The organism is Pseudomonas sp. LBUM1666 (assembly GCF_059695775.1).
Genome location: NZ_CP166789.1, coordinates 4,675,027 through 4,695,779, shown reverse-complemented (window position 1 = coordinate 4,695,779; position 20,753 = coordinate 4,675,027). Strand labels below are relative to the sequence as shown.

At 59.0% G+C, this 20,753-nt stretch carries 16 protein-coding genes and 1 pseudogene; 11 read left to right on the top strand and 6 right to left on the bottom strand.

Going from position 1 to position 20,753, the window contains the following annotated elements:
- The first annotated feature begins 84 nt into the window (after positions 1 to 84).
- The 3 genes from ACA056_RS21485 to ACA056_RS21475 all read left to right on the top strand — a co-directional run bounded on the left by ACA056_RS21485 (position 85) and on the right by ACA056_RS21475 (position 2,341).
- Positions 85 to 1,023 carry an aspartyl/asparaginyl beta-hydroxylase domain-containing protein gene (locus ACA056_RS21485; protein ID WP_497267589.1) on the top strand — a complete coding sequence of 313 codons (939 nt, stop codon included), beginning with the start codon at positions 85 to 87 and terminating at the stop codon, positions 1,021 to 1,023.
- 192 nt (positions 1,024 to 1,215) lie between these two features.
- Complete coding sequence (locus ACA056_RS21480; protein WP_497267587.1) at positions 1,216 to 1,380, top strand: hypothetical protein; 165 nt, start codon at positions 1,216 to 1,218, stop codon at positions 1,378 to 1,380.
- Between the two features lie 97 nt (positions 1,381 to 1,477).
- Positions 1,478 to 2,341 carry a DMT family transporter gene (locus ACA056_RS21475; RefSeq protein WP_497267585.1) on the top strand — a complete coding sequence of 288 codons (864 nt, stop codon included), beginning with the start codon at positions 1,478 to 1,480 and terminating at the stop codon, positions 2,339 to 2,341.
- A 75-nt stretch (positions 2,342 to 2,416) separates the two neighbouring features.
- Here the strand turns inward: ACA056_RS21475 and ACA056_RS21470 are convergent, their stop codons facing one another.
- On the bottom strand, positions 2,417 to 3,325 hold the full coding sequence (locus tag ACA056_RS21470) for a DMT family transporter (RefSeq protein ID WP_461962940.1): 909 nt from the start codon (positions 3,323 to 3,325) through the stop codon (positions 2,417 to 2,419).
- Positions 3,326 to 3,455: 130 nt separating this feature from the next.
- Here ACA056_RS21470 and aceK point away from each other — a divergent pair, with 130 nt between their 5' ends.
- The 3 genes from aceK (at position 3,456) to ACA056_RS21455 (ending at position 10,850) form a co-directional block, all read left to right on the top strand.
- Entirely contained in the window at positions 3,456 to 5,174 is a 1,719-nt protein-coding gene (gene aceK / locus ACA056_RS21465) for a bifunctional isocitrate dehydrogenase kinase/phosphatase (RefSeq protein WP_497267583.1), read from the top strand.
- A gap of 259 nt (positions 5,175 to 5,433) precedes the next feature.
- Positions 5,434 to 9,345: an ATP-dependent RNA helicase HrpA gene (gene hrpA, locus ACA056_RS21460; RefSeq protein ID WP_497267581.1), complete on the top strand. Its 3,912-nt coding sequence runs from the start codon at positions 5,434 to 5,436 to the stop codon at positions 9,343 to 9,345.
- Between the two features lie 383 nt (positions 9,346 to 9,728).
- Positions 9,729 to 10,850 carry a beta-ketoacyl-ACP synthase III gene (locus ACA056_RS21455; RefSeq protein WP_497267579.1) on the top strand — a complete coding sequence of 374 codons (1,122 nt, stop codon included), beginning with the start codon at positions 9,729 to 9,731 and terminating at the stop codon, positions 10,848 to 10,850.
- A 226-nt stretch (positions 10,851 to 11,076) separates the two neighbouring features.
- On the opposite strand, the gene ACA056_RS21450 is transcribed toward ACA056_RS21455, so the two are convergent.
- Complete coding sequence (locus ACA056_RS21450) at positions 11,077 to 12,369, bottom strand: putative porin (protein ID WP_497267577.1); 1,293 nt, start codon at positions 12,367 to 12,369, stop codon at positions 11,077 to 11,079.
- Between the two features lie 282 nt (positions 12,370 to 12,651).
- On the opposite strand from ACA056_RS21450, the gene ACA056_RS21445 reads away from it, so the two are divergent.
- Positions 12,652 to 13,776 carry a GNAT family N-acetyltransferase gene (locus ACA056_RS21445; RefSeq protein WP_497267575.1) on the top strand — a complete coding sequence of 375 codons (1,125 nt, stop codon included), beginning with the start codon at positions 12,652 to 12,654 and terminating at the stop codon, positions 13,774 to 13,776.
- Positions 13,777 to 13,828: 52 nt separating this feature from the next.
- Here ACA056_RS21445 and ACA056_RS21440 read toward each other — a convergent pair whose 3' ends face one another.
- The 4 genes and pseudogenes from ACA056_RS21440 to ACA056_RS21425 all read right to left on the bottom strand — a co-directional run bounded on the left by ACA056_RS21440 (position 13,829) and on the right by ACA056_RS21425 (position 18,048).
- On the bottom strand, positions 13,829 to 15,661 hold the full coding sequence (locus tag ACA056_RS21440) for an ABC transporter ATP-binding protein (RefSeq protein ID WP_046048080.1): 1,833 nt from the start codon (positions 15,659 to 15,661) through the stop codon (positions 13,829 to 13,831).
- Between the two features lie 82 nt (positions 15,662 to 15,743).
- Positions 15,744 to 16,301, bottom strand: a complete 558-nt coding sequence (locus ACA056_RS21435) for a peptidylprolyl isomerase (RefSeq protein WP_497267573.1) — start codon at positions 16,299 to 16,301, stop codon at positions 15,744 to 15,746.
- A gap of 3 nt (positions 16,302 to 16,304) precedes the next feature.
- Positions 16,305 to 17,110, bottom strand: a pseudogene (locus tag ACA056_RS21430) (alpha/beta fold hydrolase).
- 14 nt (positions 17,111 to 17,124) lie between these two features.
- Positions 17,125 to 18,048 (bottom strand): PA3225 family LysR-type transcriptional regulator, encoded by a 924-nt coding sequence (locus tag ACA056_RS21425; protein ID WP_033056127.1) that lies wholly within the window; start codon positions 18,046 to 18,048, stop codon positions 17,125 to 17,127.
- Between the two features lie 49 nt (positions 18,049 to 18,097).
- On the opposite strand from ACA056_RS21425, the gene ACA056_RS21420 reads away from it, so the two are divergent.
- The 4 genes from ACA056_RS21420 to ACA056_RS21405 all read left to right on the top strand — a co-directional run bounded on the left by ACA056_RS21420 (position 18,098) and on the right by ACA056_RS21405 (position 20,749).
- Positions 18,098 to 18,412: a 3-phosphoglycerate kinase gene (locus ACA056_RS21420; protein ID WP_129442039.1), complete on the top strand. Its 315-nt coding sequence runs from the start codon at positions 18,098 to 18,100 to the stop codon at positions 18,410 to 18,412.
- A 150-nt stretch (positions 18,413 to 18,562) separates the two neighbouring features.
- Complete coding sequence (locus ACA056_RS21415) at positions 18,563 to 19,162, top strand: FMN-dependent NADH-azoreductase (protein ID WP_497267570.1); 600 nt, start codon at positions 18,563 to 18,565, stop codon at positions 19,160 to 19,162.
- 211 nt (positions 19,163 to 19,373) lie between these two features.
- Positions 19,374 to 20,252: a carboxylate/amino acid/amine transporter gene (locus ACA056_RS21410; RefSeq protein WP_497267568.1), complete on the top strand. Its 879-nt coding sequence runs from the start codon at positions 19,374 to 19,376 to the stop codon at positions 20,250 to 20,252.
- Positions 20,249 to 20,749, top strand: coding sequence for a MepB family protein (locus ACA056_RS21405; protein WP_497267566.1), 501 nt, complete (start codon positions 20,249 to 20,251; stop codon positions 20,747 to 20,749). The genes ACA056_RS21410 and ACA056_RS21405 overlap by 4 nt, the downstream gene beginning before the upstream one ends.
- Positions 20,750 to 20,753 lie beyond the last annotated feature (4 nt).

The following is a 20,753-nucleotide window of genomic DNA, read 5'->3' as shown; positions in this document are numbered from 1 at the left end:
CGAGGCCGGTAGTGTTTATGATGGCCGGCTGCCACGTCGGGTAAATGGCGTGGTGCAAAGTTGTCTACTATCAAGGAGTTGTTGATGACCGTTTCCCTTGCCGCAAAGGCGTCGCTTTTGCTGCTGTTCTTCGGCAGCACTCTCTATGTGCATTTGCGCGGCAAGGCGCGTTTGCCGGTCTTGCGTCAGTTAGTCAACCACTCGGCTTTGTTCGCGCCCTATAACGCCTTGATGTACCTGTTCTCCAGCGTGCCATCCAAACCCTATCTTGACCGCAGCAAGTTCCCGGAACTGGATGTGCTCAAGGACAACTGGGAAGTCATCCGCGACGAAGCGATGCATTTGTTCGACGAGGGTTACATCCGCGCCGCCGAAAGTAACAACGACGCCGGCTTCGGTTCGTTCTTCAAGAAAGGCTGGAAGCGCTTCTACCTCAAGTGGTACGACAAACCACTGCCATCGGCCGAAACCCTGTGCCCGAAAACCGTGGCACTGCTCAGCAGAATTCCCAACGTCAAAGGCGCCATGTTCGCGTTGCTGCCAGGCGGCAGCCACCTCAACCCGCACCGTGATCCGTTCGGCGGTTCCCTGCGTTATCACTTGGGGTTGTCGACGCCGAACTCCGACGATTGCCGGATCTTCGTCGACGGTCAGGTCTACGCCTGGCGTGATGGCGAAGACGTGATGTTCGACGAAACCTACGTGCATTGGGTCAAGAATGAAACCGACGAGACTCGGGTCATCCTTTTTTGCGACATCGAACGACCGCTGAGCAACCGCCTGATGACCAGCATCAACCGCTGGGTCAGTGGCTTTTTGGGTCGCGCCACTGCACCGCAGAATCTTGATGATGAACGTGTTGGTGGGATTAATTATGTTTACGCATGGAGCAAGAACTCCAGTGACAAGTTCAGTGGTGCGATCAAACAATGGAAGCGTCGCAATCCCAAGGCCTACCGCGTGCTGCGACCGGTGTTGGCGGTGGTGGTGCTGACGTTGTTGGGGTATTGGATGTTTGGGTGATTCCGATTCCTGAATGAAGAAACCGCTCCCTGGGAGCGTTTTTTTTATGCACCTGTTCGCCACTGGGATTGGTGTAAGACTCTTGCTTATTGGTTCTTCCAGCTAAGTCATTGCAATCCATCTCACACGCTGGTTATAGTCGGCGCTCGGTGGTTTCTACCCACCGTCCAATCCATCAAAAAAGATCAGCCCATGCCTGCTTCCCTCATCAACGCGGTAGTCGATTCAGCGGTCAACGCTGGCGTCGTGCCGTGCGGGAATCAGCAGCCTGCGCAGATCAGTCATTACCCCCCACCTGTCAGTAGCTCGCCGGTGTGCGCAGTCGTATCACCGCCAGGCGTTGGCTTCTCGGGCTGATCAGCTTCTTTTTGCTGTTCGCTCTGCCCGCCTGAAAAAAACTACTGAATTTCAGCTTCGGCTGAGTTGGCTTTTTGCCTGACTACAGGTGGTATTCATGTTTGTCCTTTCGAAACAATCCGCGCTCGCGGCGGCGTCCACGAGCCTGTTCGTTCTGCTGTGGAGCAGCGGGGCGATCTTCTCCAAATGGGGCCTGGCCCACGCGTCACCCTTTGCTTTTCTGTTGATTCGCTTCGCTATCGCAATCTGCGGATTGGTGCTGCTGGTGCCGTTACTCAAGCTGAAACTGCCCAAGGGCGGCAAGCCGATGTTGTATGCGATGGCCACGGGCGTGGTGTTGCTGGGGGCTTATCAGATTTTCTATCTGCTGGCCCTGGATCTGAAAGTCACCCCGGGAGTGATGGCGACGATCATGGGCGTGCAACCGATTCTCACGGTGGTCATCATGGAACGTCAGCGATCAACCAGCAGAATGTTTGGTCTGGCACTGGGTTTGGCCGGCTTAATCATGGTGGTTTACCAAGGCATCGGTCTGGCCGGTATGTCATTGGCCGGTATGCTCTTCGGATTGCTGGCGCTGGCGAGCATGACGTTCGGTTCGATCATGCAGAAGCGCATCACCGACAATCCCCTCGGCACGCTGCCAGTGCAGTACCTGGCGGGACTGTTGCTCTGCGGAGTATTCGTGCCGTTCCAGCCCTTTCATTTCGAACACAGCACCGGTTTCATCGTGCCGGTGTTGTGGATGGGATTGGTGGTGTCGGTGCTGGCGACGTTGTTGCTGTATCGGCTGATTGCACGGGGCAATCTGGTGAACGTCACCAGCCTGTTTTACCTGGTGCCGGCGGTGACGGCAGTGATGGACTACCTGATTTTCGGCAACCGGCTGGCGGCATTGAGCATGCTCGGCATGCTGCTGATCATCGTCGGTCTGGTGTTCGTGTTCCGTAAAAACGCTTGAAACAAAACAAGGCCTGGGGCATGAGTTCCAGGCCTTTTTTATTTGGTCAGCGCATGCTCGGCCCGCACCACAAAACTACCTGGCAACCACCTCTTTCGACTTCACCACCGCCGTCTTCAACACCAACCACAACGCCGCCGCAATCAACACCCCGCCATAGATATGCGCCATCGACAACGGCTCATCCAGCAACAACGCCCCCCACAACACCCCGAACGGCGGGATCAGGAAGGTCGTGGTCATCGACTTCACCGGCCCGACCGAGCTGAGCAGGCGGAAGTAAATAATGTACGCCAACGCGGTACATACCAGCCCCAACCCCAGCAACGATAACCAGACACTCCAGCCGCCCCAGCTTTCCGGTGGCTGGCTGATCACGCTGTAGCCAAACAGAGGCAGCAAAAATAAGGTTGCGCCGAGCATGCTGCCCACCGCCGATAGACGACTGTCGAGACCACCGGCCTGATCAAGCCAGCGTCGCGCGAGGAACCCGGCGAAACCGTAGCAGGTCGTGGCGAGCAGGCAGGCGAGGGCGCCCATCAGCAGTTCCATGTCGAACGCCACCGGACCGGCTCGGGTCAGGATGCCCACGCCCAACAGCCCGAGGAACACGCCGCCAAGTTTGGCGGCGGTGAGCCTTTCATGGAAGAACAGACCGCCGATCAGCACGCCCATAAGTGGCGTGGTGGCGTTGAAAATCGCCGAATAACCAGCCGGTAACACTTGCGCAGCCACCGAATAGAGGGTCGCCGGAATTCCGGAGTTGATCACTCCGAGCAGCATCACCGTTTTGAGTTTGCCTTTGAAATCCCAGCTGATGCGCATCAGCCCGAGAATCACCAACAGGCCGACCGCGGCAATCGATACGCGGAAAAAAGCAGTGGGGATTGTGCCAATCACCGGGGCAATGATGCGCATGAACAGAAAGCTCGCGCCCCAAATGGCGGCAAGCGATAGCAAACGCAGAGTATCGACGGGGTTCACAACACATTCCTTCCTTGATTGGCGAGCAAGTGTCGCGCCAGTCAGGACGCAAGGCAATGGTTGCGTTGCGTAACAAAGGGCCACTAAGCTCAGCCCCCAACGATAAGATTCAGCCGCCGAGGTTTTACCTATGCCGCAGCAATGGCCAGCCGCCGACATCGCCCGAATGATCCTCGATGGCTTTGACGATTATCGCGAGCATTTCCGCCAGATCACCGACGGCGCCCGGGCTCGCTTCGAGCAGGCCAAGTGGCAGGAGACGCAAACGGCGTCGGCTGCGCGGATCAATCTCTACGAAGAAAAAGTCAGCGAAACGGTGCAACGGCTGCGCATCGCTTTCGACGCCGACACGCTGGATGTCAGCTGCTGGCCGCTGGTCAAAAGCGCTTACATCACGCTGATCGACCTGCGCTTCGACGATGAACTGTCCGAAACCTGGTACAACTCGATTTTCTGCGGGCTGTTCAGCCACGACCTGATCAGCGACGGCTGCATGTTCATCCACACCACCCGGCCGAGCCTGCGTCGGGCCCGTGCCGCACAAACCCGCACGTACAAGCCCCAGGGCCAGTTGTCCGGGATGCTGGCAAGCATTTTTGCCGACTACCGCTTCAGCGAGGATTACGCCAACCTGGCGGGCGACCTGAGTCGTCTCGAAGGGCAATTGCGCGAGAACCTGCCGGACTGGGTCTGTAAGGACCCGGAATTGAGCGTCGAACTGTTTTCCTCGGTGCTTTACCGCAACAAAGGCGCGTACCTGGTCGGGCGCATCTATACCCAGGACGAACAATGGCCGCTGGTGATTCCGCTGCTGCACCGTGAAGGTCGCGGGATTCAGATCGATGCGTTGATCACCGATGAAGCGGACGTGTCGATCATCTTCTCGTTCACCCGTTCGTATTTCATGGTCGACGTGCCGGTACCGGCTGAGTTCATCGGTTTCCTCAAACGCATCCTGCCGGGCAAGCACATCGCCGAGTTGTACACCTCGATCGGCTTTTACAAACACGGAAAATCCGAGTTCTACCGGGCGCTGATCAATCACCTGGCCAACACCGACGACCAGTTCATCATGGCCCCGGGCGTGCGCGGCATGGTGATGAGCGTGTTTACCCTGCCGGGCTTCAACACCGTATTCAAAATCATCAAGGACCGCTTCTCGCCGTCAAAGAACGTCGACCGAGCCACGGTGATCGAGAAGTACCGTTTGGTGAAAAGCGTCGACCGGGTCGGGCGCCTGGCCGACACCCAGGAATTTGCCGACTTCCGCTTCCCGTTGAGCAAGTTCGACCCGGCGTGCCTGGAAGAGCTGCTTGAAGTGGCCGCGTCCACCGTGTCGGTAGAGGACGACACCGTGCTGATCCGCCACTGCTGGACCGAGCGGCGGATGACGCCGTTGAACCTGTATCTGGAGAACGCCAACGACGCTCAGGTCCGCGAGGCGCTGGAAGATTACGGCCTGGCGATCAAGCAACTGGCGGCGGCGAACATCTTTCCCGGCGACATGCTGCTGAAGAACTTCGGCGTCACTCGTCACGGGCGGGTGGTGTTTTATGACTATGACGAGATCTGCTTCCTGACTGAAGCCAACTTCCGGCATATCCCGCTACCGCGTACGCCGGAAGACGAGATGGCGTCGGAACCGTGGTATTCGATCGGACCGCTGGATGTGTTTCCTGAAGAGTTTCCGCCGTTTTTGTTTGCCGACGCGGGGCAAAGGAAGTTGTTTGATCAGTTGCATGGTGAGCTTTACAACGCGGATTACTGGAAAAGTCTTCAGGAGGCCATTCGCGCCGGCAAAGTGATTGACGTGTTCCCGTATCGGCGCAAAGGACTGGATAACGAGTAACGGCTGAAAACCACCCCTCACCCCAGCCCTCTCCCCAGAGGGGAGAGGGGGAAAGGGAGCAGATAATCGTGCTTTTCAGATTCTGAGTTCGACTCGATATTTCAGGTCGATGTACCTCGATAAAACACCTCGGTCAGTCCCCTCGCCCTCCGGGAGAGGGCTAGGGTGAGGGGATTGGGGCCCCAACTGACACGCCAAACACCCCGCAAATCTGCGACAATCCGCCCCCTGCGCCACCAGACAACTTATTGCGTACCTGATGACTGACGAATCGCCTTCCATCGACAAACTGCTGAAAAACCTCGATCACGCCATGCTCGCCGACCGCCACCGGCTGCGGCGGCAGTTGCTTGAGCTGCGCAAAAAACCTGACGAGGCCAAGCTGGCTCAGTGGGTGACGCGCATGCAGGCGTCTTGTGATCAGGTGCTGGCGCGGCGTGCCAGCTTGCCGGTGATTCGTTACGACGACAGTCTGCCGATCGCCGCCAAGCGCGACGAAATCAAAGAAGCGCTGCTCAAGCATCAGGTGCTGATCATTGCCGGTGAAACCGGTTCGGGTAAAACCACCCAGTTGCCGAAGATCTGCCTGGAAATCGGTCGCGGTCAGCATGGCCTGATCGGCCACACCCAGCCCCGTCGAATCGCCGCCCGCAGTGTGGCCAGCCGGGTCGCCGAAGAACTGGCGACGCCCTTGGGCGCACTGGTCGGCTATCAGGTGCGGTTCGAGGATCAGAGCGATTCCAACACCCTGATCAAACTGATGACCGACGGCATCCTGCTGGCGGAAACCCAGAACGACCGCTACCTCGAACGCTACGACACGATCATCGTCGACGAAGCCCACGAACGCAGCCTGAACATCGACTTCCTGCTCGGTTACCTGAAAACCCTGCTGCCGCGTCGTCCGGACCTGAAAGTCATCATCACCTCGGCGACCATCGACCTGGAGCGCTTTTCCAAGCACTTCGACGATGCGCCGATTGTCGAAGTCTCGGGTCGCACCTTCCCGGTGGACACCTGGTATCGCCCGCTGACCCTTGAACAGGACGAAGAGGGCAACCGTGTCGAGGACGACCTGACCGTGGATCAGGCAATCCTCGCGACCCTCGACGAAATCGCCGCGTTCGAACGCAGCGAGCGCAAGAGCCCCGGCGACGTGCTGGTGTTCCTGCCCGGAGAGCGCGAGATTCGCGACGCGGCGGACATGCTGCGCAAGGCTCAGCTCAAGCACACCGAAATCCTGCCGTTGTACGCGCGGTTGTCGCCGGCCGAGCAGCAGCGGATTTTCCAGTCGCACCCAGGTCGTCGCGTGGTCCTGGCGACCAACGTCGCGGAAACCTCGCTGACCGTGCCGGGCATTCGTTACGTGATCGACAGCGGCACCGCGCGCATCAGCCGTTACAGCTACCGCGCCAAGGTCCAGCGCCTGCCCATCGAAGCGATTTCCCAGGCCAGCGCCAACCAGCGTAAAGGTCGCTGCGGGCGGGTCGAGCCGGGTATTTGTATTCGTCTATACGGCGAAGATGATTTCATCGGTCGCCCGGAATTTACCGACCCGGAAATTCTGCGGACCAACCTCGCGGCGGTGATTTTGCAGATGCTGCATCTGCGCCTAGGCGAGATCACCGATTTCCCGTTTATCGAGCCGCCAGATGGCAAGGCCATCAGTGACGGTTTCAACCTGCTGCAAGAACTCTCGGCGGTCGACCGCAACAGCCAGCTGACGCCGCTCGGTCGCCAATTGGCGCGGTTGCCGGTGGACCCGCGGATGGGTCGCATGCTGCTGGAAGCGGCAAAACTCGGCAGTTTGCAGGAAGTGCTGATCGTCGCCAGCGCCATGTCGATTCAAGACCCGCGCGAGCGTCCGCCGGAACGTCAGCAAGCGGCGGATCAGGCCCACGCGCAATGGAAAGACGTGGACTCGGACTTCGCCGGGCTGGTCAATCTGTGGCGCGGTTTCGAAGAACAGCGCCAAGCGCTGACCGCCAGCCCGCTGCGCAATTGGTGCCGCAAGAACTTCCTGAATTACCTGCGCCTGCGCGAATGGCGCGACTCCCATCGGCAGTTGAGCCTGATCTGCCGCGACATGCAGTTGAGCCTTAACAAAGAGCCGGCGGATTACCCGAAATTGCACAAAGCCGTGCTCTCGGGGCTGCTCAGTCAGATCGGTCAGAAAACCGAAGACGGCGACTACCTCGGCGCCCGCCAGCGGCGCTTCTGGATTCACCCGTCATCGGGCCTCGGTAAAAAGCGTCCGCAATGGCTGATGGCCGCCGAACTGGTGGAAACCACCAAGCTCTACGCGCGCATGGTCGCCAAGATCGACGCCGACTGGATCGAGCCCTTGGCCGGGCACCTGATCAAGAAAAACCACTTCGAACCCCATTGGGAGAAGAAGCGCGGTCAAGTCGTGGCGTTCGAGCAGATCACTTTGTTCGGGCTGATCGTGGTCGGTCGCCGGCCGGTGCATTACGGGCCGATCGATCCGGTGGTGTCTCGTGAGTTTTTCATTCGCGAAGGCCTGGTACGCGGCGAGATTCAGTCCAAGGCCAAGTGCCTGACGGCCAATGCGCAATTGCTGGAACAGCTCGACGAACTGGAAGCCAAGGCTCGCCGTCGCGACATTCTGGCCGACGAAGAAACCCTGTTCGCCTTCTACGATGCGCGACTGCCGGCGGAGATCCACCAGACTGCGACCTTCGACAGCTGGTATCGGGTCAACAGCCACAAAGACCCGCAGCTGCTGATCATGCGCGAAGAAGACGTGCTGGCCCGCGAGGCGAGTGAAGTCACCGCTTTGCATTACCCGGACACCTTGCACATCGGTGATCTGGAGTTGGCGCTGAGTTATCACTTCGAGCCGAACCACCCGCGTGACGGCGTGACCCTGCGTGTGCCGGCGCCGTTGTTGCCTATGCTGCCGCCGGAGCGCCTGGAATGGCTGGTGCCGGGTGTGATCGAGGCCAAGTGCATTGCTTTGGTCCGCAACCTGCCTAAAGCCCTGCGCAAGAATTTCGTACCGGTGCCGGACTTCGTCAAAGCCGCGTTGCAACGCATGACCTTCGCCGAGGGCTCGTTGCCTCAAGCGCTGGGCCGTGAACTGTTGCGCATGACCGGTGCGCGGGTTAGCGATGAAGCCTGGGTCGAAGCGTCGCAGCAGGTCGACAGTCATTTGCGGATGAACCTGGAAATCGTCGACGGCCAGGGCAAGTTCCTTGGCGAAGGGCGTGATCTGGCGGAACTGACCGCACGCTTTGCCGAAGCCAGTCAGGCCGCGTTGGCCGTGCCGCAAACGGCGAAAAACCAGCAACCGGTGGAGCCGAAAGTGTTTGCCGCCGTCGCCGAGAAAACCCAGCAGAAGATCGCCGGGCTATCGATGACGGTGTATCCGGCGCTGGTGGAAGAGAGCGGTACGGTCAAGGAAGGACGTTTCTCGACGCCGGCCGAAGCCGAATTCCAGCATCGCCGCGCCTTGCAGCGTTTGCTGATGCAGCAACTGGCCGAACCGGCGAAGTTCCTGCGCAGCAAGTTGCCGGGGCTGACCGAGCTGGGGCTGATGTACCGCGACATGGGGCGCATCGACAGTCTGGTCGAAGACATCCTGCTGGCCAGCCTCGACAGCTGCATTCTCGATGGCGAAGATCCGTTGCCTCGCGATGGCGCCGGGTTGGCCTCACTGGCCGAACGCAAGCGCGGCGGCTGGACCGAGCACGCCGAGCGCCTGGCCAAGCTGACGCTGGAAATCCTCAAGCTCTGGCACGGCCTGCAAAAACGCTTCAAGGGCAAGATTGATCTGGCGCAAGCCGTGGCCCTGAATGACATCAAGCAGCAGCTCAGTCATCTGGTGTATCCAGGGTTTGTCCGGGAAACCCCGATGCAGTGGCTCAAGGAGTTGCCGCGTTATCTGAAAGCGGTCGAGCAGCGCTTCGAGAAAATCGGCGCTCAGGTGCAGAGGGACCGGGTCTGGAGTGGCGAGTTGTCTGGCCTGTGGACGCAATATCAAACCCGAGCCAACAAACATGCCCAGGAAGGCAAACGCGATCCGCAGCTGGAACTCTATCGCTGGTGGCTGGAGGAATACAGGGTTTCCCTGTTCGCCCAACAATTGGGGACCAAGGTACCGATCTCCGACAAGCGCCTGAACAAGCAATGGACCCAAGTCGAGCCGTAAACCCTGTGGGAGCGAGCTTGTGTGGCGAGGGGGCTTGCCCCCGTTGGGTGGCGAAGCCGCCCCAAAACCTGCAACCTCGGTGCATCAGTTGCACCGAGTGCGCTGGTTTTACGACTGCTTCGCAGCCGAACGGGGGCAAGCCCCCTCGCCACACAAGCTCCCACAATAGGTGTGCCGTTACTCTCGCAAAAAGGCGCCAAACCCCAACGTTTATGGCAAACTTCGCGCCTATAAACGCCGGCCCCGCGGTTTTGAGCCTTCACAGGTCTGGGCGGATCGGAATAAAGCGATGCCAGGTTTGCGTCCCCTGACGGGAGCAGATCCTTTGTGTGTTGGTACGTCGGTGCCAACACTTTCTGCCTGAACAGATTAGAGAAACGACCATGCATAACGTCGTCATCAGCGGCACCGGCCTGTACACCCCGGCCAACAGCATCTCCAACGAAGAGCTGGTGCAGTCTTTCAATGCTTACGTCGCGCAATTCAACGCCGAGAATGCCGACGCCATCGCCCGTGGCGAAGTCGAAGCATTGACCGAGTCGAGCGCAGCGTTCATCGAAAAAGCGTCCGGTATCAAAAGCCGCTTTGTCATGGACAAGGACGGCATTCTCGACCCGCAACGCATGGCGCCACGCCTGCCGGAACGCTCGAATGACGAGTGGTCGGTGCTTTGCCAAATGGCCATCGGCGCCGCCGAACAAGCCTTGCAGCGTGCCGGCAAGACCGCCGCGGACATCGACGGCGTGATCGTCGCCTGCTCCAACCTGCAACGGGCCTATCCGGCCATCGCCATCGAAGTCCAGGAAGCCTTGGGCATCCAGGGTTTCGGTTTCGACATGAACGTCGCCTGCTCCTCGGCAACCTTCGGCATTCAGGCGGCGGCCAACAGCGTGCAACTGGGCCAGGCCCGGGCGATTTTGATGGTCAACCCGGAAGTCTGCACCGGTCACCTGAACTTCCGCGACCGTGACAGCCACTTCATCTTCGGCGACGCCGCGACTGCGGTGATCATCGAACGTGCTGACCTGGCAACGTCCAAGTACCAGTTCGACATCGTCAGCACCAAGCTGCTGACCAAGTTCTCCAACAACATCCGCAACAACTTCGGCTTCCTCAACCGTGCGGCGGAAGAGGGCATCGGTGCCAAGGACAAACTGTTCGTACAGGAAGGCCGCAAGGTGTTCCGCGATGTCTGCCCGATGGTCGCCGAGCTGATCGCTACGCACCTGGAGGAGAACACGCTCAACATCAGCGACGTGAAACGCTTCTGGCTGCACCAGGCCAACCTCAGCATGAACCATCTGATCGTCAAGAAGCTGCTGGGCCGCGAAGCCACCGAAGAAGAAGCCCCGGTGATTCTCGACACCTACGCCAACACCAGCTCCGCCGGTTCCGTGATCGCGTTTCACAAGAACCAGGACGATCTGGCCGCCGGTTCGCTGGCAGTGCTCAGCTCGTTCGGCGCCGGTTACTCGATTGGCAGCGTGATTCTGCGTAAGCGTTGAGTTCGCCTTAAAAGATCGCAGCCTGCGGCAGCTCCTACACGGGATTGGATTTCAACGCGATATCGCGGTTGGAATACGGTCGGTGTAGGAGCTGCCGAAGGCTGCGATCTTTTTTTGCGCCAAAAAAAACTCGCGCTGCAGTATCGGACGGATGATGGGGACCGATACCACAACACGAGTTTGTAAAAGCAGCTCGGGCTTCCTTGCCCTAGCCGTATAGCGGGGATCAGAACTTGGCTTCTGCATCCAGTTGTAGGGTGTTGATCTTCGAATCCCGAAGGGTGGCGTTGGTGTAGTCGGAGTCAGCCATGAAGTACGTCGCGCCGAGGGCGAAGTTCTTGTCGATCTCGTAACTCACTTTCAACTTGCTGCCACGCGAACCGGTGAAACCGTTGGCGAAGTCGGAGTCGGTGAAGGCGCCAACCACCGCGTTACGCTGTACGTCGCGGTAGTTGTAGTCCACTCCGAAGCCGTAGAACTTGGTCTTGACGCCAGCCAGCCAGCCCATGTCCTGATCGTTGCTCGCACTGTCGTTGTTGGCAATTTGACCGTACAACGACAGCGGCATTGGCAGGCCGCCGATGTCGATCTGACCAAAGCCTTCGTACACTTTGAACTCTTCGCCCGCGCTGTTGCCGTTGATGGCCAGTGTGGCGGTGTCCTCGTCGTTGTCGTAAGCGTAGACACTGCCACCCAGCGTCATTTTCAGGTTATCAGTGATCGCGAAGCGCGCGCCCAACTGGCCAGCGTACAGACGCAGGTCATGACGGAACTGCTTGCCTTCGCCGTCGACGTTGTCCTGGAGGGTGTAGTGGCCGGCGCTACCGAACAGCTCGGCCGTGCTGCCTAGCGGGTATTTGTAAGTCAGGGCCAGACCTTCCGGGCTGATGTCGTTATCCCAGATGATGTCACCCATGCTCACCCATGGTTGCGGCATCTTGCCGCCGATCAAGTGCAGATTCTTGATGGCAGTCGGGTGGTAGTCGACGTAGCCCTGGTCCAGCCAGATATCTTTCTTGGAGAAGTTGCCTTCCAAGCTCTGGTTGGTGGAGCGAGCATCGTTGTTGTTGCCAGTGGCGATACGAATGCCGGTGTCCACTTGCGGATTGATTTCGGTGTAGGCACCCAGGCGGACACGAATACGTTGACGATCCTGGTCGCCGGTGTTCGGTACGCCATCGTTCTTGACCGTTTCCTGACGGAAACGCACGTCGCCCTTGAATTGGGTCTTGGCGGCCCACGCCAGTTTCTGGTCGAAGGTACTCAGTTCATTGGTTTTCTTCGCAGTCGCCGCGATCTGCTCGTTGGTCTCTTGTTGAGCCTGGCGGGCGATTTGCTGGTCTTTCTGATCCCTGGCCAGCTCGGCTTGCAGTTCGGTGTACTGCGCAGGCGAAATAGAGCCGTTTGCCTTGAGCATGTCGAGCAGTTTGGCGTCGACTGCGGCGCTGGCCGGAACACTCATGGCCAGCAGCAACCCACCACACAAGGCCGCCGCAGTTTTCGTGGAAGCAAGACGCATATCAATCTCCGAAGATGTAATGGGATGACTGAGCCATCCAGGACACAACCGACCGTTGACGGACGGAAAACAGTGACCAGGTATAGAACCCGGCGCTCTAAAAACAGGCGCCAGTATCGCGATGGTTTATGACAGAGCGGTGGCAAAGTGATGGCATCTCGATGACGATACAAATATGTCGTACACCCTTATCCAGAGCCCTGTCGGCGGATTGCTCGTGTGGATTTTTTGGCAATGGGCGATACTCGCCGGGCTTTCACGCAAAGAAGTAGGGAAGAACTGATGCCGCTGCAACGTCTGGAAAGTCTGTCCGAAATCGCGTCGCAGACATGGGATGCCCTGGTGCCCGAGAATCAGCCCTTTCTGCGCCACGCCTTTCTCAGCGCGCTGGAAGACAGCGGCAGCGTCGGCCCTCATTCCGGCTGGCAACCCGAGCATTTGCTGCACATCGAAGGCGATCGCCTGATGGCCGCGCTGCCCAGTTACCGCAAATGGCACTCCTACGGCGAGTACGTGTTCGATCACGCCTGGGCCGATGCCTGTGAGCGTGCCGGTATCGATTACTACCCCAAGCTGCTGACGGCTGTGCCGTTCAGTCCGGTCAGCGGCCCGCGTTTGCTGGCGGCCACGCTCGAGGACGGTTTCGAACTGTTGAAAAGCCTGCCGGGCTACCTTGAAATCGAACAACTCTCCAGTGCCCACATCAACTTCACCGACCCGTTCACTGACGCAGCCTTGACCGAGCAGCCAGGCTGGTTGCAGCGAATCGGCTGTCAGTACCACTGGCAGAATCGTGGCTATCGGGATTTTCAGGACTTCCTCGACGTCCTCAGTTCGCGCAAGCGCAAGCAGATGCGCAAGGAACGCGAACAAGTGGCGGGGCAGGGCATTGATTTCGAATGGCTTGAAGGTAGGCAACTCGATCAGGCGCAGTGGGATTTTGTCTATGCCTGCTACGCCAACACCTACGCAGTGCGTCGGCAAGCGCCCTATCTGACGCGGGAGTTTTTCAGTTTGCTGGCCGAGCGCATGCCCGAGTCGATTCGTGTGGTGTTGGCCAAGCAAGGCTCACGGCCGGTGGCCATGGCCTTCAGTCTTGTGGGTGGCGACAGTTTTTACGGTCGTTACTGGGGCTGCCTGGCGGAGTTCGACCGTCTGCACTTCGAGACCTGTTTCTACCAGGGCATGGACTACGCGATTGCCAATGGCTTCCAGCGTTTCGATGCCGGTGCCCAGGGCGAGCACAAGTTGATTCGCGGGTTCGAACCCGTGATCACTCATTCATGGCACTACTTGCGTCATCCCGGCCTGAAAGCTGCCGTCAAAGACTTCCTGCAGCAAGAGCGCGTTGGCGTGCTGGCGTATGCCGAGGAAGCGAGGACGGCCTTGCCTTACCGGCAAGACTGAAGGGGGCAAGATCGTTCCCACGCCGAGCGTGGGAACGATCAGGCAGGACGATTCAATCGATCCCGACAAATCCACCCGTCTGGTGCTGCCACAACCGCGCATACAACCCGCCATGGGCCAGCAGTTCGGCGTGGCTGCCGGTTTCGGCGATCTTGCCTTTTTCCAGCACTACCAGCCGGTCCATGCGGGCGATGGTCGAGAGCCGGTGAGCGATGGCAATCACGGTTTTGCCCTGCATCAGGGTTTCGAGACTTTCCTGGATCGCGGCTTCGACTTCCGAATCCAGCGCCGAGGTCGCCTCGTCCATGATCAGGATCGGCGCGTCCTTGAGCAGCACGCGAGCAATCGCAATCCGCTGACGCTGACCGCCGGAGAGTTTCACCCCGCGTTCACCGACGTGGGCATCAAAACCGGTGCGACCTTCGGAGTCCGACAACAATGGGATGAACTCGTCGGCGCGGGCCTTGTGCACTGCTTCCCAGAGTTCGGCGTCGGTGGCGTCGGGTTTGCCGTACAACAAATTGTCGCGGATCGAGCGATGCAGCAGGGACGTGTCCTGGGTGATCATGCCGATGCGCTCGCGCAGGCTTTCCTGGCCGACTTCGGCGATGTTCTGGCCATCGATGAGGATGCGTCCACCCTCCACGTCATAGAGGCGCAGCAGCAGGTTGACCAGGGTTGACTTGCCTGCGCCGGACGGACCGATCAGGCCGATTTTCTCACCGGGCTTGATGGTCAGGTTGAGGTCGCCAATGATCCCGCTCTTCTTGCCGTAGTGGAAATCCACATGCTCGAAACGCACTTCGCCACGGGTTACCAGCAACGGTTTGGCCTGCTCGCGATCGGTGACGCTGACCGGTTGGGAAATGGTCTGCAAACCGTCCTGAACCATGCCGATGTTTTCGAAAATGCCGGTGACCACCCACATGATCCAGCCGGACATGTTGACGATACGGATCACCAGACCGGTGGCCAGGGCAATCGCGCCTACGGTGATCAGCGACTGCGTCCACAGCCACAGGGCCAGGCCGGTGGTGCCGACGATCAGCAAGCCGTTCATGCTGGTGATGACCACGTCCATGCTGGTGACCACCCGGCCGGCCAGTTGGGCTTTTTCGGTTTGTTCCTTGATCGCTTCGCGAGCGTATTGCTGCTCGAAGTTGGTGTGGGCGAACAGCTTCAGGGTAGTGATGTTGGTATAGCCATCGACAATCCGCCCCATGAGTTTGGAGCGCGCATCGGAGGACACCACCGAACGTTCCTTGACCCGTGGCACGAAGTAGTACAGGGCACTGATGAAGGCGACGATCCAGGTCAGTAGCGGGATCATCAGGCGCCAGTCGGCTTCGGCGAACAGCACCAGCGAACTGATCGCGTAGATCAGCACGTGCCACAGCGCGTCCACCGCTTGCACAGCCGAATCGCGCAGCGAGTTGCCGGTCTGCATGATGCGTTGGGCGATGCGCCCGGCGAAGTCGTTCTGGAAAAAATTCAGGCTCTGTTTGAGCACATAACTGTGGTTCTGCCAGCGAATCAGGCTGGTCATGCTGGGGCTCAGGGTCTGGTGCACCAGCAGGTCATGCAGGCCAACAAAAATCGGCCGAAAAACCAGGGCTACCACCGCCATCCAGGCCAGCTCGATGCCATGTTCCTTGAAGAAATCGACGTTAGGCGTGCCTTGGGTCAGGTCGATGATGCGACTCAGGTAACTGAACAGCGCCACTTCGATCAGCGCACCGATCAGACCGACGAACAGCAGGACGGCGAAACTCGGCCAGACCTGCTTCAGGTAATAGGTATAAAAAGGGAGAACCCGATCCGGCGGAGCGGCCGTCGGGGCATCACGGAAAATGTCGATCAGTTTCTCGAAACGGCGATAAAGCATCAGTTCTCCGCCCGCGCACGGGCTCTCCTTTGAACAGTGTGAGCGGCGCACTCCGGCAGCCGCTCAAGACTTCCTGTGTAGCTTAGTCGATGACTTTGGCCGACTTGATGAACACAGGGTCGGCTGGCACATCTTTCATGCCGCCACGGGTGGTGGTTTGCGAGTTGACGATGACGTCCACCACGTCCATGCCTTTCACGACTTTACCGAAGACCGCATAGCCGTCACCGCTGTCGAGGAAGTCGTTGTCCTTGACGTTCACGAAGAACTGGCTAGTGGCCGAATCAGGATTAGAGGTGCGGGCCATGGACAGCGTGCCACGGACGTTATGCAGACCGTTTTTGGACTCGTTCTTGATCGGTGCCTTGGTTTCTTTCTGCTGCATTTGTTGAGTGAAACCACCGCCCTGGATCATGAACCCTGGAATCACACGGTGAAAAATCGTGTTGTTGTAGAAGCCGCTGTTGACGTAATCAAGGAAGTTCTTGGTACTGATCGGCGCCTTGACCGGGTCCAGTTCGATCTCGATCTGGCCGTTAGTAGTTTCCAGCAGCACGTGCGGCGCCTTGGTGGGCGTTGCGGCCATCAGGTTGGCGGCAAACAGAACGGAGCCGGCGACGAGGGCGATTTTTTTCAGCATGGGTCAGTGATCCTGAGTGAGGTGGTGTCGACTGCGGTGAGAAACTCGAGCAGCGTTTGGTTGAACATTTCGGGTTGATCCAGCGGGGTGGCGTGGCGAGAATCGGCGATCACCACCAGCCGCGCATCGGGCAGCAGTTTTACATAGGTCTCTTTCAGCGAGACCGGTGTGTAGTCACGGTCGGCGCTGACGATGAGGGTTGGACAGGAGACCCTCGAAAGTCGTTCCTGAACCCCCCAGCCAACGATCGCATCGAAGCTGGCGAGATAAGCATGTTTGTCGTTTTTTGCCCAGCGCTCGGCCATTTTTTGACGCAAGTCACCCTGTTCGGGTTTGGGGAACAGCTTGCCGCCCAGAGCCGTACCGATGGCGCCCAGACTGAGGACACGCATCAGGCTCCAGCGCTTGAACCACTGCCAGTAATCGTCGCGGCTGCGCAGTTTGACCTCGGGCGCGCTGTTGACGATGCACAGGCTTTTGAGCAATTGCGGCTGATCCACGGCCAGTTGAAAACCGATCATGCCGCCCATGGACAGGCCCACGTAATGAGTGGGGCCGAGGTTCAGGTGTTCAATGAGGGCGATCAGGTCAGCGCTGAACCCGGCGATGCTGTAGCGCTCGCGGGGTTTGTCGGAGCGACCGTGGCCGCGTACATCCGGCACGATCACCCGGTAGCGGGTCGACAGCGCCGGGATCTGCTTTTCCCAGTCCAGGGTGCTGGAACCCAGCCCGTGGACCAGCAGCAACGGCGTACCGTGGCCATATTCCTCATAGTGCAGGTTGCAACCTTCGTGTTCGAAATAGGCCATGCGTACACTCCGTGTCAGGCTTGTTCAGGGGCGGCGAAAGGTGCATCCAGCGGCGCAGTGTCGAAAGTGCGCAGCAGTTCGATAAGAATCTGCGTGGCCGGACCCAAGGGTTTGTCCTTGTTCGAGTACAGATAGAAGCTCGGGTTGCGGCTGCCACCCTGGTCCAACGGTAGCAGCTTGAGCAGACCTTCCTTGAGTTCCCGTTCGATCATGTGCCGAGGCAACCAGGCGAAACCCAGACCGCTGCTGACAAAAGTTGCCGCGGTGGCCAGGCTGCCGACGGTCCAGCGTTGTTCCGCGCCGAGCCAGCCGACGTCCCGTGGTTGCTGGCGACCGGAGTCGCGGATGACCACTTGCAGCTGGCTTTCCAGGTCCTGGAAATTCAGTTCGCGATTGAGGCGATGCAAGGGATGCTCGGGGTGGGCGACCGCGACGAACTCGACGTCGCTTAATTCCGCGCCCAGGTAACCCGGGATGCTGAAACCACTGATGGCCAGATCGGCCACGCCTTCGAGCAGTACTTCTTCAACGCCCGACAACACCTCTTCACGCAGACGCACCCGGCATCCGCGGCTCTGTGGCATGAATGCGGTCAAGGCGCGGACGAGACGGGCGCTCGGATACGCGGCGTCAACCACCAGCCGCACTTCCGCTTCCCAGCCTTGTTCCATGTGATGGGCAAGGTCTTCCAGCTGGCTGGCCTGTTTCACCAGTTGCCGCGAGCGGCGCAGCAGTACGCCGCCGGCTTCGGTCAGCACCGCTTTGCGGCCGTCGATGCGCAGCAGCGGCACGCCGAGCTGGTCCTGCATGCGCGCCACGGTGTAGCTCACCGATGATTGCGAGCGGTGCAGCGCTTCGGCGGCCTGGGCGAAACCGCCGTGGTCGACCACGGCCTGTAACGTTCGCCATTGATCAAGGGTCACGCGGGGCGCTTTCATGAATAGCTCCTCTTGTCCTAAGCTGGCAGTCCTTATTGGAGACTGCTGAATGAAAAAATTCTGTTGCGTGCTGTTGGCAATGCTGCCGCTGACGGCGTTTGCCTATCCGATCGACGTCGAAAAACAGCTGAACGGCTTGAGCATCGACTACAACGCCTATGACACGGATAGCGACATCGCCTCCATTCAGGTGAACAACTACGGCACCACTGATGCGGCCTGTAAGGTCGTTTTCAACAATGGCCCGGAAGCACCACGCACCCGCAATATCGAAGTGGCCGCTGGTAAACACAAAAATGCCACCGCCAAGTTCAACCGAAGCATCATCAAGATGCGTATCAAATTGACCTGCACCCCCAAATGACCTCAAGCGGAGCACGCCCGCCAGGCATGCTCCGCTTATAAACGAATTTATTGATGGTTTATAGCAGTTATTTGCGCTTTTTCATCGATTTGACTCTGTTTAACCTTCACTCCATCGACTTACAGCATTCTCAGATGGAGGCTACATCCCATGTCCCGCGTTCTGATCATCGAAAGCAGCGCTCGTCAGCAAGACTCGGTTTCGCGTCAACTGACCCAGACCTTCATCAGCCAGTGGCAAACCGCGCACCCGAACGACCAAATCACTGTTCGTGACCTGGCCGTCAACCCGGTGCCGCACCTGGACATCAACCTGCTGGGCGGCTGGATGAAACCTGCCGAGCAGCGCAACGACATCGAACAGGTTTCCCTGGAACGCTCCAACCAGTTGACCGACGAATTGCTGGCCGCCGATGTACTGGTCATGGCCGCGCCGATGTACAACTTCGCCATCCCGAGCACCCTTAAAGCCTGGCTCGACCATGTGCTGCGTGCCGGCGTGACTTTCAAGTACACCGACACCGGCCCGCAAGGCTTGCTCAGCGGCAAGCGTGCCTACGTGCTGACTGCCCGCGGCGGAATCTACGCCGGCAGCCCGGCGGATCACCAGGAACCCTACCTGCGACAGGTCATGGGCTTCATCGGGATTCACGACGTGACGTTCATTCACGCCGAAGGTATGAATCTGGGCGGTGACTTCCAGGAGAAAGGTCTGAGCCAGGCCAACGCCAAGCTTTCCCTCGTCGTCTGAGGCTTTAATCGCCAGATAATCCCTTGATGTTCAAGTGACCTGGCGCAACCCCTTCATGGCTTTACGCGCATCGAACCTCCCTTTGCACTTGTTGCTCCTGAGTGCTGTAGCCCGATTGAACGCTTTAGCGAGATCGGGCTTTTTTTTGCCCGGGATTTAGCGAAGGCCGGCAAAAACCGCTATCGTCGCCGCCATTCGAAACGAGGCGAGTATGGGCTATCTACTTTTTGTCACGCTGATTCAGGCGTTTTCCTTCAGCTTGATCGGCGAATACCTGGCCGGTCATGTCGACAGTTACTTCGCGGTGCTGGTGCGAGTGCTGCTGGCGGGGCTGGTGTTCATTCCGTTGACCCGCTGGCGTTCGGTCGAGCCGGCGTTCATGCGCGGCATGTTGCTGATCGGCGCGTTGCAGTTCGGCGTGACCTACGTCTGCCTGTACCTGAGCTTCCGGGTGCTGACGGTGCCGGAAGTGCTGCTGTTCACCATACTTACGCCGCTGCACGTGACCCTGATCGAAGATGCGCTGAACCGGCGCTTCAATCCGTGGGCATTGATCGCGGCATTGGTGGCGGTGATGGGCGCGGCGGTGATTCGCTACGACCGGATCAACCCCGATTTCTTCATGGGCTTCCTGCTATTGCAACTGGCCAACTTCACCTACGCCGCCGGGCAGGTGCTCTATAAGCATCTGGTGGCCCGCCATCCGAGCGATTTGCCGCATTACCGGCGCTTTGGTTACTTCTACCTGGGGGCATTGGCGGTGGCGTTGCCGGCATTCCTGCTGTTCGGCAAACAGAACTTCCTGCCCGAAGCGCCTCTGCAATGGGGCGTGCTGGTGTTCCTCGGCCTGGTCTCGACTGCGCTCGGTTTGTACTGGTGGAACAAAGGCGCGTGCCTGGTGAGTGGCGGGACGCTCGCGGTGATGAACAACCTGCATGTGCCGGTGGGGTTGTTGATCAATTTGCTGATCTGGAATCAGCATGAAGAGCTGGGGCGGTTGTTCCTCGGCGGGTCGGTGATTTTGCTGGCGGTGTGGATCAGTCGGTTGGGCGTCAGGCGAGAAGTGCTGCCGTTGCGGGAACGGCCATGACGGACCTGATCGCCGCCATCGAGCAGATCTACAAGCCCGCAGGCATGACATTAACGGATGAAGCTCGGCGCGAGGAGGAGAGTGCTGACTACGGCGCCTACCGCTTTGGCCTCGATGGCCAGGCGATGGTCTTTCGCGTAGCGAAAACCACGCCGACCAAGATTGGCCAATTCGTCACGCTCTGGAAGCGGCCAACGCCAGCCTGCGAGATTGCACCGCTCGACACCGGCGATGGCGTCGCCTTTGTGGTGGTGAGCGTTGCTGATGAAACCCATCGCGGGCAGTTTGTGTTTGACCAGAAGATACTCGCCGCCAAAGGTGTCATGTCGATTGATGGCGAAGGTGGCAAGCGGGCGATTCGTGTCTATCCGCCATGGTCAAGACCCGTCGCCAAACAAGCGGTGAAAACGCAGCAATGGCAGCTAAAATACTTCCTTGCGCTTGACCAAAGCGGTAATGCGGATCCCGTTCAGGTGCGCCGGCTCTTCAGAACATAGACAC